The 12,613-nt window shown below is 51.0% G+C and carries 10 protein-coding genes; 8 read left to right on the top strand and 2 right to left on the bottom strand.

Features of this window, described 5'->3' with window-relative positions:
* Window position 1: 1 nt before the first annotated feature.
* Window positions 2–1,303, bottom strand: coding sequence for a murein hydrolase activator EnvC (gene envC, locus DUT67_RS21160; protein WP_113625950.1), 1,302 nt, complete (start codon window positions 1,301–1,303; stop codon window positions 2–4).
* A gap of 244 nt (window positions 1,304–1,547) precedes the next feature.
* Here envC and DUT67_RS21155 point away from each other — a divergent pair, with 244 nt between their 5' ends.
* From DUT67_RS21155 to DUT67_RS21130, 6 genes are all read left to right on the top strand, one after another.
* Window positions 1,548–1,979: a rhodanese-like domain-containing protein gene (locus DUT67_RS21155; RefSeq protein WP_048258245.1), complete on the top strand. Its 432-nt coding sequence runs from the start codon at window positions 1,548–1,550 to the stop codon at window positions 1,977–1,979.
* Window positions 1,980–2,166: 187 nt separating this feature from the next.
* The gene (secB, locus tag DUT67_RS21150; RefSeq protein ID WP_011091811.1) at window positions 2,167–2,643 is read left to right on the top strand and encodes a protein-export chaperone SecB; all 477 of its coding nucleotides are present in this window, start codon (window positions 2,167–2,169) and stop codon (window positions 2,641–2,643) included.
* Window positions 2,643–3,662 carry an NAD(P)H-dependent glycerol-3-phosphate dehydrogenase gene (gene gpsA / locus DUT67_RS21145; protein WP_048258246.1) on the top strand — a complete coding sequence of 340 codons (1,020 nt, stop codon included), beginning with the start codon at window positions 2,643–2,645 and terminating at the stop codon, window positions 3,660–3,662. Before secB ends, gpsA begins: the two co-directional genes overlap by 1 nt.
* A gap of 140 nt (window positions 3,663–3,802) precedes the next feature.
* Entirely contained in the window at window positions 3,803–4,624 is an 822-nt protein-coding gene (gene cysE / locus DUT67_RS21140; RefSeq protein ID WP_048258247.1) for a serine O-acetyltransferase, read from the top strand.
* 314 nt (window positions 4,625–4,938) lie between these two features.
* Window positions 4,939–5,592: a lipid IV(A) palmitoyltransferase PagP gene (gene pagP / locus DUT67_RS21135; protein ID WP_113632415.1), complete on the top strand. Its 654-nt coding sequence runs from the start codon at window positions 4,939–4,941 to the stop codon at window positions 5,590–5,592.
* A 236-nt stretch (window positions 5,593–5,828) separates the two neighbouring features.
* On the top strand, window positions 5,829–6,728 hold the full coding sequence (locus tag DUT67_RS21130) for a carboxylate/amino acid/amine transporter (protein ID WP_113632463.1): 900 nt from the start codon (window positions 5,829–5,831) through the stop codon (window positions 6,726–6,728).
* On the opposite strand, the gene metR is transcribed toward DUT67_RS21130, so the two are convergent.
* Window positions 6,634–7,569, bottom strand: a complete 936-nt coding sequence (gene metR / locus DUT67_RS21125; protein WP_113625947.1) for an HTH-type transcriptional regulator MetR — start codon at window positions 7,567–7,569, stop codon at window positions 6,634–6,636. The two genes, DUT67_RS21130 and metR, sit on opposite strands and share 95 nt — an antisense overlap.
* 104 nt (window positions 7,570–7,673) lie before the next feature.
* Between metR and metE the strand changes: the two genes are divergently transcribed.
* Both metE and DUT67_RS21115 read left to right on the top strand, forming a co-directional pair.
* The gene (metE, locus tag DUT67_RS21120) at window positions 7,674–9,938 is read left to right on the top strand and encodes a 5-methyltetrahydropteroyltriglutamate--homocysteine S-methyltransferase (protein ID WP_113632414.1); all 2,265 of its coding nucleotides are present in this window, start codon (window positions 7,674–7,676) and stop codon (window positions 9,936–9,938) included.
* A gap of 547 nt (window positions 9,939–10,485) precedes the next feature.
* On the top strand, window positions 10,486–12,120 hold the full coding sequence (locus tag DUT67_RS21115; RefSeq protein ID WP_048258252.1) for a methyl-accepting chemotaxis protein: 1,635 nt from the start codon (window positions 10,486–10,488) through the stop codon (window positions 12,118–12,120).
* Window positions 12,121–12,613: the final 493 nt, after the last annotated feature.

Here is a 12,613-nt window from a genome sequence, read left to right as displayed (position 1 = left end):
ACTATCTTCCCAGCCAAGGTTGTGGATTGACCGCCTGACCCTGACGACGGATTTCAAAATACAGTCCGGGCTGGCTCTGCCCGCCGCTGGTGCCGACCAGCGCAATGGATTGACCGGCTTTGACCTGAGCGCCAACGGAAACCAATGCGCTCTGGTTATAGCCGTACAGGCTCATGTCACCTTTACCATGCTGCACAACAACGACCAGCCCGTAGCCCTGTAGCCAGTCGGCCATCAGTACGGTACCGTCGGCGATAGCTTTCACTTCCGTTCCTTCCGGTGCGGTAATCACCAAGCCTTTCCAACGTAGCTCACCCTGTAGTGGCTCGCCGAAACGGTGCTCAATGCGGCCGTTAACTGGCCATATAGCTTGACCTGAAGGCCGCCCTAAACCGCCAGTGCGTGCCATAAGTGAGCGTTCACCTTCAGTCGGTTTGTAGCTACTGCCACTGCGTTTGGCCTGCTCTTCTTTGGCGCGAACCTTGGCAGCCTCGCGAGCTTCTCGTTCAGCGCGAGCTTTTGCTTCTCGCTCGGCACGGGCGATCTGATCGCGCAATCGGGTTTCATTCTGGCGCAGTTCCGTCAACTGCTGCTGATCTTTTTCCAGCGAACTTTCCAGCGTCGACAGCGTTTTCTTCCGATCGGACTGCGCCTGTTCCAGCGTTTGCTGTTGCTGTTGTTGGTCACTTAACAGCGTTTTTTGCTGCGTCTGTTTTTGTTCTAACTGACGTCGTTGATCCGCCAGCTCTACGCGGGTTTGCTGCAAGTCGTTGATGGATTTCTGTCGTGCTTCATTCAGGTAACCAAAGTAGGCGAGGATACGCTCGTTGCGCTGGCTTTCCTCTCCGCTGAGCATGAGTTGCAGTGCGCTGTGCTGTCCTTGTCTGAAAGCGGCATCAAGCTGACGAGAAAGGAGCGTTTGTTGCTTGTGCTGCTGAGATTGCAGTTTTGCGATAGAGGCGCTGAGGCTGGTTAATTCTTTATTTAGCGTGGACAGCGTATTGCGCGTTTCATGCAGTTGGCGACTGGCCTGAGAGATAGACTGCTCCTGCTTCTTCAACTGCTGAACTAATGTACTGCGCTGCTTTTGTTGCGCTTGAACGCTTTTTTCTTTCGCGGCGATATCTTGTTGCAGGGTCTTAAGCTGTGCCTGATTATCTTCCGCCTGGCTGAGCGCGGGCAACAGCAAAACGCCAACGCAGAGCGCGCTGGCGCAGCGGGTGAGCAGCCTTTGTAATGCAGATAACTGGCGATCGGCGCTACATACCACTCGACTCTGTACAAATAACGCGTTTTTACTCATATCGATAAATTATTCCACGATGAACAGCGGCTTACCAGTTGTCTCTTGTCTGATTTCTATTTCCAGACGTGACAAGCATGGCACAAAGGCACGCGTCTATGCGTGTCAATAATAGATAAATGGAAAGCGTGCCGCAGATTCGATACGCTATATTGGCTTACTGGCTGTAATTGCCGTATCGCGCAGGTATACTCAGGAAACTTATATTTTTGTTGCTTAACTGATCCGGGAGCCGTTACACCCCATGCAAGAGATTATGCCATTCGTTAGCAAGAACCCTATTTTAAGCATCGCCTGGGTTGCGCTGTTGGTTGCGGTAATTGTACTTACTGTGAAGAGTAAACTGTCGAACGTGAAAGAAGTGGTTCGTGGTGAAGCGATCCGACTGATTAATAAAGAAGATGCTGTCGTCGTTGATATCCGTAACCGTGACGATTATCGCCGTGGCCATATTGCCAGCGCATTTAACCTGTTGCCGATCGACATTAAAAACGGCAGCGTAGGTGAGCTTGAAAAACATAAGTCGCAGCCGATTATCGTGGTCTGCGCCAACGGTCTCTCTTCACGTGAAGCGGCCGATAATTTGCACAAAGCCGGTTTTGAGCGTGTGCAAGTACTGAAAGATGGTCTGGCTGGCTGGAGCGGTGAGAATCTGCCTTTAGTCCGCGGCAAATAAAACGGTTTGTGGTAAAACTATCCGCATCGTGCCATGTGCAGTAAGTCATTCACAGCCAAAATGGCCACGACTTCGCAGGATAACCGACAGGCTGATTGCAGTACGACAATGACAAAAATGTGCTGACGTCCGCCTACTCATGACGACGGAAGACGTCAAAAAATCTAACAAAAGGGTATTACTTAACATGTCTGAACAAAACAACACAGAAATGGCTTTCCAAATCCAACGTATCTACACCAAAGATATCTCTTTTGAAGCGCCGAAAGCGCCTCAGGTGTTCCAACAGGAATGGCAGCCGGAAGTTAAACTGGATCTGGATACGGCTTCTAGCCAACTGGCTGATGACATCTATGAAGTCGTACTGCGTGTGACCGTAACGGCTTCTCTGGGTGAAGAAACTGCATTTCTGTGTGAAGTTCAGCAAGGTGGTATCTTTACCGTTGGCGGTATTGAAGGGACTCAATTGGCGCACTGCCTGGGTGCTTACTGCCCGAACATTCTGTTCCCTTACGCGCGTGAGTGCATCACCAGCTTGGTTTCTCGCGGTACCTTCCCGCAATTGAACCTGGCTCCGGTTAACTTTGATGCGCTGTTCATGAATTACCTGCAGCAGCAGACCGAGGGTGAAGGTGAAGGCGCTGCGCAGCATCAGGATGCCTGATGAACGCGTCTGACGCTTCCATGACCGTCATCGGTGCCGGTTCATACGGCACCGCATTGGCCATTACGCTGGCGCGTAATGGCCATCGAGTCGTGTTGTGGGGTCACAACCCTACGCACATTCAGGCGTTACAGGCCGCTCGCTGTAATCAGGCATTCCTGCCTGATGTTCCTTTCCCCGATTCGCTACAGTTGGAAACGAATCTGGCGCAGGCGCTCGCTGCCAGCAGAAACGTGCTGGTTGTCGTGCCGAGCCATGTATTCGGTGATGTTTTGCGTCAGTTGAAACCCCATTTGCGTGCCGATGCACGCATCGTGTGGGCGACCAAAGGGCTGGAAGCGGAAACCGGGCGTCTGTTGCAGGATGTCGCACGCGAAGCGTTGGGTGAAACCATCCCGCTAGCGGTGGTATCTGGCCCTACATTTGCCAAAGAATTAGCGGCCGGTATGCCGACGGCTATTGCGCTTGCATCAACGGACAGTGAATTTGCTGATGACCTGCAACGGCTATTGCATTGCGGGAAGAGCTTCCGTGTTTACAGCAACCCGGATTTTATCGGTGTGCAGTTGGGCGGAGCGGTGAAAAACGTCATTGCCATCGGTGCCGGGATGTCTGACGGCATTGGGTTTGGTGCTAATGCACGTACCGCATTGATCACTCGCGGGCTGGCAGAAATGACCCGGCTTGGTGCTGCGCTGGGCGCGGATCCTACTACCTTCATGGGGATGGCTGGGCTTGGCGATCTGGTGCTGACCTGTACTGATAATCAGTCCCGTAACCGACGCTTTGGCATGATGCTGGGGCAGGGAATGGATGTGCAGAGCGCACAGGATAGCATTGGTCAGGTTGTTGAAGGATACCGCAATACGAAAGAAGTATTGGCATTAGCGCAGCGCTACGGCGTTGAAATGCCAATTACGGAGCAACTTTGGCAGGTTCTGTATTGTGGGAAAGATGCTCGAGAAGCGGCGCTGAGCCTGTTGGGGCGCACGCGTAAAGACGAAACCGCCAATTTATAAAACACGTCGTTCTATGCTGGGCTTCCTAATCTTGGAGGCCCATAGTATCTTCATTTTCTTGTGTACGAGCGGCGGGCTAACAAGCCTGTTGTTTGGAACAGATATACGTTGTGATGTGTGGTATCTCGGAGAGTAAGGCAATGTCGACAGAAGAACTGGCACTGGTCTGGACCAATATCAAAGCAGAAGCGCGCAGTCTCGCAGACTGTGAACCGATGTTGGCCAGCTTTTTTCACGCCACATTGCTGAAGCACGAGAATTTGGGTAGCGCACTGAGCTACATGTTGGCGAATAAGTTAGCCAATTCGATTATGCCTGCGATTGCTATTCGTGAGGTGGTTGAAGAAGCCTACAGTGCCGATCCACAGATGATTGTCTCTGCTGCGCGCGATATTCAGGCCGTCTGCCTGCGCGATCCGGCGGTGGATAAATACTCTACGCCGCTGCTCTACCTGAAAGGGTTTCATGCATTACAGGCTTACCGCATTGGCCACTGGCTTTGGTCTCAGGATCGCAAAGCGTTGGCGGTCTATTTCCAGAATCAGATCTCAGTTTCTTTTGGTGTCGATATTCACCCGGCTGCGAGAATCGGCTGTGGGATCATGCTCGATCACGCAACAGGCATTGTGATCGGCGAAACAGCTGTGGTTGAAAATGACGTCTCCATTCTGCAATCCGTTACGCTGGGCGGTACGGGCAAAACCAGCGGCGATCGTCACCCTAAAATTCGTGAAGGCGTGATGATTGGCGCAGGCGCTAAAATCCTGGGGAATATTGAGGTAGGCTGCGGCGCGAAAATTGGCGCTGGTTCTGTCGTATTGCAATCTGTTCCCCCACACACGACGGCGGCAGGGGTTCCGGCCCGTATCGTCGGTCGTCCGGAAAGTGACAAGCCCGCCATGGATATGGATCAGTATTTCAACGGTATCAACCGTGGCTTTGAATACGGCGACGGTATTTGACCCTGCGGCGTTAACGATTCACGCTATTCAAGCTGAGATGGAGGCCGGCATTTTATCTCCATCAGAATATAAACCACCGAGAAATAAGGTGGTTTTTTGTTATTTCGGCTAGGAAACGTCTGAAAGCATCTCTGAACTTACCATCTATTTAGCCACAGTTGCTGTTTATCCCTTCATAATAGGCTGCTTTGATTTCCCCGTTTATATAGGCAGATTACGTAAGTTGAACTATATATTCTGGTAACGATCAGAATAGTTTTGTTCGGATCACTTTTGTTTGAATGGAATCGTGACGCTGTTACAGAGAACCTTATATGTATTTGAAGCGAATTTTAATCACGTCAAGTTTGATTACACTACCCGTTGTTCCTTTTTTAAGCTACGCAGCAGAAAGCATAAATAATGTGGGGATAAATAATACGAGCAGCACGACGAATCTCGCACCCGCTGCGGCTGATGCCAAGGATTCGGCATCGGATAAGCATGAGGAAAGCTGGTGGCAGAAAAGTAAAAATAATCTATCTACGACCTGGAATTCGCCACAGAGCCACGATATCTATATCCCGACCATCACCTGGCATAACCGCTGGACATACGATAAAGAAAAGACCGATAGATATAATGAAAGGCCGTGGGGCGCGGGTTACGGCGTTTCCCGTTTAGATAAGGACGGGGACTGGCACGGGCTTTATATCATGGCGTTTAAAGACTCCTATAACAAATGGGAGCCTATCGGTGGCTACGGCTATGAAAAGCGTTGGCGGCCAACCAGCGATCAGGATTTCCAACTGGGCCTAGGCTTTACGGCGGGTTTCACGATGCGTGATAACTGGAACTATATTCCAATTCCCGTCTTGTTGCCTTTGGCGTCAATAAGCTACAGCAAACTCTCTTTCCAGGCGACTTACATCCCCGGAACATACAATAACGGCAATGTTTTCTTTGCCTGGTTCCGATGGCAGATTTAATTCTTAGGTCACTGAGCCTCTTTTATTTTATAAAAAGAGGCTCTATTTCTTCTGTAATAAAACATATTTATCGGCGCAAATGCTATCTTGGCAAAGGTTATTTAACGCCATGCCTCCTCATTGTTGAGTTTATTTTCTGGTTGTCCATTATTTAACCCAATGTAAACCACATTGACTGAAATTCATTCAGCCATCTCCGCTACAATGGCGCTACTTTTTTCTCAGTGGATGCTGTCGTGCCATTACTTATTATCACCACTATTTTGTGGGCATTTTCATTCAGCCTGATTGGCGAATATCTGGCGGGTCAGGTCGATAGCTGGTTTTCTGCGATGTTCCGTCTGACTGCGGCGGCAGTGGTGTTTTTGCCCTTCTTACGTTGGCGGGGCTACGCGCCGCGCGTCATTTTCCTATACATGTTAGTAGGTGCTTGCCAACTGGGGATCATGTATCTGTTCGTGTTCCAGGCTTACCTGTATCTGACTGTACCTGAGTTTTTACTCTTCACGGTGATGACGCCGCTGTACGTTACGCTGATTTACGATCTGCTTGCTCGGCAGCGCCTGCGCTGGGGCTACGCGATGAGTGCGCTGCTGGCGGTATTCGGGGCGGCGGTGATCCACTATCACGGCGTGAGCGAGCACTTCTGGTGGGGATTCCTGCTGGTGCAGGTGGCTAATGTGTGTTTTGCCGCTGGTCAGGTTGGTTATAAGCGTCTGATGGAGATTCATCCTGTGCCGCAGCACTGCGCGTTTTCCTGGTTTTATCTGGGAGCTGCGATTGTGACGATAGCCGCATGGCTGCTCTTTGGCAATATGGGTAAATTGCCCACCACAACCTTGCAGTGGGGCGTGCTGGCCTGGCTGGGGATTGGTGCTTCTGGTCTTGGTTATTTTATGTGGAACTACGGCGCAACTCAGGTGGATGCCGGAACGCTCAGCATAATGAATAACTTCCACGTGCCAGCCGGTCTACTGGTCAACTTCGCCATCTGGCACAAAACGCCAGACTGGCTGAGCTTTATCGTGGGCACGGCGATCATTACGTCCTCGCTGTGGGTACACCAGCATTGGGTCGTGAAGCGTCCTTTACGAACGGCAAATGATCACAAGCGTGCTGACGCGCCGAACGAGTAAACGCATCAATGACCGGTTGGCGCTGCTCTCCGTCGCGGACAGCGGCGTACAACCGGCTCCAAAGCCCATCCCCCAGCGATTTGGTTACAATTAGCCCTTGGCGTTCAAAGCTTTCCACCACCCAGTGCGGTAGCGCGGCGATGCCCATACGCGCGGCAACCATCTGAATCAACAGCAGCGTATTATCCACGCTTTTCAGCGCAGGGCTGACGCCCGCTGGCTGTAAAAAGTGACGCCAGACGTCCAGCCGTTGCCGCTGTACCGGATAGATCATCAGGGTTTCGGTGCTGAAATCTTCCGGTTCGATTTTTTCTTTTTTTGCCAGTGGGTGTTCGGGAGCCAGTACCAGCCTGACTTCAAAATCAAACAGAGGCGAATAGTGCAGACCGCTGCGCGGCATAATGTCCGAAGTCATGACCAGATCCAGCTCGCCTTGCTGGAGTGCGGGCTGCGGATCGAACGTCACACCCGATTTAAAATCCATCACCACCTGCGGCCAGTGTTGGTGAAATTCGTCTAGCGCAGGCGTCAGCCACTGAATACAGCTGTGACACTCGATTGCCAGACGCAGCATGGTTTGGTGCGGCTCATGGCACGCCTGCAACGCCTGCTGAATTTGCGGTAACACCTGCTCTGCCAACTGCAGCAGAATTTCTCCCTGAGGCGTAAAGCGCAGCGGTTGGCTTTTACGCACGAATAACCTGAACCCAAGGCGCTGTTCCAGATCGCTGAACTGGTGGGATAACGCCGATTGGGTTTGATGAAGTGCAGCGGCAGCGGCGGCTAACGATCCTGTATTGCGCAGTGCTTGCAGCGTTCGCAGGTGTTTAAATTCGATCATGAGAGTCCTTCACAGTGACAGTGAACAAATTGCGCTTGTGCTTACTACAGTACCTGCGGATTATGGATGTGTAAACATCTGGACGGCTAAATGAGGAATTAACGATGGCGATTGTGAATCACACACTGGGTTTTCCGCGCGTTGGACTACGCCGTGAACTGAAAAAAGCACAGGAAAGCTACTGGGCAGGTAGCGCAACACAGGAAGAGTTGCTGACTGTTGGACGCGAGTTGCGTGCACGTCATTGGCAACAACAGAAGGATGCTGGCGTTGATCTGTTGCCAGTGGGTGATTTCGCCTGGTACGACCATGTGCTGACGACAAGTCTGCTGCTGGGTAACGTACCTGCACGTCATCAGAATGAAGACGGCTCTGTCGATCTGGACACGCTGTTCCGCATTGGCCGTGGACGTGCACCAACCGGTCAACCTGCCGCTGCGGCAGAAATGACCAAGTGGTTTAACACGAACTATCACTACATGGTGCCGGAATTCACCAAAGGGCAGCAGTTCAAGCTGACCTGGACGCAGTTGCTGGATGAAGTCGATGAAGCGCTGGCACTGGGTCATAAAATTAAACCTGTTCTGCTAGGCCCAGTTACCTACCTGTGGTTGGGCAAAGTGAAAGGCGAGCAGTTTGACCGTCTGTCGCTGTTGCAGGACATTCTGCCGGTTTACCAGCAGGTGCTGGCTGAATTGGCGAAGCGCGGCATTGAGTGGGTGCAGATCGATGAACCTGCACTGGCGCTGGAACTGCCGCAAGAGTGGCTGGCCGCGTTTAAACCGGCTTACGATGCACTGCAAGGTCAGGTGAAACTGCTGCTGACGACCTATTTCGATAGCGTTAGCCAGAATCTGGAAACGATCAAAGTGCTGCCGGTTCAAGGGCTGCATATCGACTTGGTTCACGGTAAGGATGATGCCGCTACGCTGAGCGCCCAACTGCCGGCCAACTGGACACTGTCTCTGGGTGTGATTAACGGGCGTAACGTATGGCGTGCTGATCTGAGCAGCTGGTTCGAGCGTTTACAACCGCTGGTGGGGACGCGCGATCTGTGGCTGGGGAGTTCATGCTCACTGCTACATAGCCCTATCGATCTGAGCGTAGAAGTCCGTCTGGATGATGAAGTGAAGAGCTGGTTTGCCTTTGCGATTCAGAAATGCGCGGAACTGTCACTGCTGTCTCAGGCACTGAACAGCGGGAACGGTCAGGCACTGGAAGCCTACAGCGCACCGATTCGCGCTCGCCGCACCTCTACTCGTGTGAATAACACGGCCGTTGCGCAGCGTCTGGAGGCCATCACCGCACAGGACAGTCAGCGCCAGAACGTGTATTCGGTGCGTGCCGATGCTCAGCGCGAGCGCTTTAATCTGCCTGCATGGCCGACGACCACGATTGGTTCTTTCCCACAAACTACCGAAATTCGCGGCCTGCGTCTGGATTTCAAACAGGGGCGTCTGGACGGTAATAATTACCGCACCGGTATTGCCGAACACATCAAGCAAGCCGTGGTTGAGCAAGAGCGTCTGGGTCTGGACGTGCTGGTACACGGTGAAGCCGAGCGTAACGACATGGTCGAGTACTTCGGTGAGCATCTGGATGGGTTTGTCTTTACCCAAAATGGTTGGGTGCAGAGCTACGGTTCTCGCTGCGTGAAGCCGCCGGTCATCATTGGTGATGTGAGTCGTCCAGAAGCAATCACCGTTGAATGGGCGAAATACGCACAGTCTCTGACTGACAAGCCGATGAAAGGCATGCTGACAGGTCCGGTGACGATCCTGTGCTGGTCTTTCCCGCGTGAAGACGTCACACGTGAAACCATCGCTAAGCAGATTGCGCTGGCGCTGCGTGATGAAGTTGCCGATTTGGAAGCCGCAGGCATTGGCATCATCCAGATTGACGAACCAGCGCTGCGTGAAGGTCTGCCGCTGCACCGCTCGGATTGGGATGCTTATCTGGCCTGGGCAGTGGATGCCTTCCGTCTGAATGCCGCTGTGGCGAAAGACGATACGCAGATCCATACCCACATGTGTTATTGCGAGTTCAACGACATCATGGATTCTATTGCTGCGCTGGATGCGGACGTGATTACGATTGAAACCTCTCGCTCCGATATGGAGTTGCTGGAGTCGTTTGAAGAGTTCGAATATCCGAATGAAATCGGTCCAGGCGTTTATGATATCCACTCCCCGAACGTTCCGAGCGTGGAATGGATGGAAGCCCTGCTGAAGAAAGCGGCACAGCGTATTCCTGCTGAACGCCTGTGGGTGAACCCGGATTGCGGTCTGAAAACCCGTGGCTGGCCGGAAACGCGTCAGGCTCTGGCAAATATGGTTCAGGCAGCACAGCGTCTGCGTAAAACCCAGTAATATTAATTGCTGATGACATCAGGGAGGTATCGCCTCCCTGATTCTTTTATGCCTTGCTAATAGATAAAATACGCATTATTTCCCATTCCTCCCGATTTTTTATTATTTTCTCTCTTCATTTTTTTTCCTTCCTAAAAATTAACTATATTGTCTTTCCTTTAATAAAATAACTGCGCTATCCCCCTTTTTTTCTGCATCAACTGGTCGGTTATTTTCCAGAAATGAATATTTATCTGCTATCGAGATATCTATTATTCAGCGGGTTTAATCGACATCGCCATAAAGCTAGTGAGCATTGTGCCGATAAGGTAAACGGCATGGCGGCGGCTCAAGATGTACTCATCGATCGAGGTTGCTGTATTTTTTAACGTATTACTTATGTTGAAAGTTCACCTGCAATTACTCCTTAGTGGGTATTTAAAATATACCCATTAAGCATATTTGTTTTCCCGAAAAAAAACGATTAATTGCCACTCCGTGACGTTATTAAACGGACGGTGGCTGTGCGCAGTAGTCATTATTATTTTTTACCTAAAAGGAGTGAGATGTGAATTTAGCGAATTGGCGTATTGGCTATCGATTAGGCGGCGGATTTGCCATCTTGATTCTGATGTTATTTACCGTGAGTATTTTCTCTCTCTCTAAACTGTCCGGCTTTCAGGATGGTGCCAGAGATATCGTCAAAGAGGTTTATCCACAAACGGTGGATGCGAATGACCTCATCGATAACGTGAATGGGCATTTTGTCGCTTATTTGCAGATGATGCTGGTGTCCGGTAAGGAGCAGCGTCAGGGGTATGTCGACCGGATCATGGCATACCGCAAAGAGATTAGCCGCCTGCTTGATAATCTGGAAAGCAATGCCTCAGGAGAGCTTTCTCGTAAACAGGTAGTGACTATCCGCGCGCTTCGTGCCGAGTTCATAACGTCCGGTGACAAAATTATTAGTGATGCGTTGGCGGGTAATAACGACGTCGCTGTAGAAGAATTCAATAGCAACCTGAACGTGATTCAACGCAAATACCGCGAGTCGGTGAAGCAGTTGGTGAATTACCAAAATGACGCGATGAATAATTCTGTCGAGACCATGGCCGAGGTGTATAACAATACCCGAATGATTTTACTGATTATTTTGGCGATGGGCGCTGCATTTGGGGCGCTGATTGCCTGGGCGATTACCCGCAGCGTAACCCGACCAATCGAGCAGGCTTTGCAAGTGGCAGACCGAGTGGCGCAGGGCGACCTGACCTCACGCATCACCGTTACCAGCAAGGATGAAACCGGATTGCTGCTGCAATCGTTGGATCGTATGAACACCAGCCTGAGCTCTATTGTCGGCCAGGTGCGTGATGGGGCGGAAACGATTTCGACGGCGGCATCGCAAATCACGGCAGGGAATCAGGATCTGTCATCGCGCACAGAGGAACAGGCCAGTTCGCTAGAAGAAACGGCAGCCTCGATGGAGCAGTTGGCATCCACCATTAAAAACACGGCGGAAAACACCCAACAGGCGACGGAGATTGCCAATAAGGCCACCGGTGCTGCGCAAAAAAGCGGTGATGTCATGCTTTCTGTGACGCAGAAAATGCGTGGGATACGTGATTCGTCTCAGCGTATGGCGGAGATCATTGGCGTGATTGACGGCATTGCGTTCCAGACCAATATTCTGGCACTGAATGCGGCGGTTGAGGCGGCACGTGCGGGCGAACAAGGGCGTGGTTTTGCAGTAGTGGCGGGGGAAGTGCGTTCACTGGCACAGCGTAGTGCGACTGCCGCACGGGAGATCAAGGACTTAATCGACGATTCCGTGAGCAAAATTCGCGAAGGTATGGATCTTGTCGATACTGCTGAAGAAACAATGGGTGGATTAACGGCTCACGTGAAGGACGTACACGGCATTATCAGTGAGATTTCACAAGCCAGCCGTGAACAGAGCGATGGGATTAACCAGATGAATCTGGCGATTGGACAGATTGATACCACGACCCAGCAAAACGCGGCTCTGGTTGAGGAATCCGCTTCTGCGGCTCTGTCGCTGCAATCGCAGGCTTCTGTTCTGGCAGAGGCGGTGAGCGCGTTTAAAATACAGTCTTATAGCCACGATAGCGCCAGTTCTTATGCGCCGATGCCGATGAGCACGCCAACGCTGTCTCTAGCGCTGATGGGGGCGAAGAAAGCGTAAACTTACCGTAATAATTTGGCCGTGTTGCAACGTGCCGTCTATTCCTGCAGGGGGGCAGTGCCTCCCTGGTTCTGTTATTTCGATAGATAGAGTAAAGACGGCTTTTCCTCTTCTTATTCAGCCTGTTGTCCTTTTTTAAGAAAAATTCTCGTCTCTTTATTTTTAATATCAAACATGTCTGACTATCCTTTTATGTAATTGAGACGTTATTAATGTTAATTATTGGTGGATTAATCTGTGATTTTTCCGATCGAAACTTGATTTCTGATAGTTAAAATCTATTTATTATCTATTTTTGAATGATTTAAACGATCAAATTGTAAAGATAAGAAACAAGTTGCCGATAAAATGAATAACACAGGAACGGCTATGGATGCACGAATACGGAGAGGGAAGGTCATCATCTCACCTCGATAACGTCTCTGCGGTCTTATCAACCGTATTTGTACTACTGTTAGATTTATTGCCACTTTTACACCTCAACATCTGAGGG

This window comes from Pectobacterium peruviense, assembly GCF_003312355.2.
Lineage (GTDB): Bacteria > Pseudomonadota > Gammaproteobacteria > Enterobacterales > Enterobacteriaceae > Pectobacterium > Pectobacterium peruviense.
This window is presented reverse-complemented; position numbering and strand designations above follow the sequence as displayed.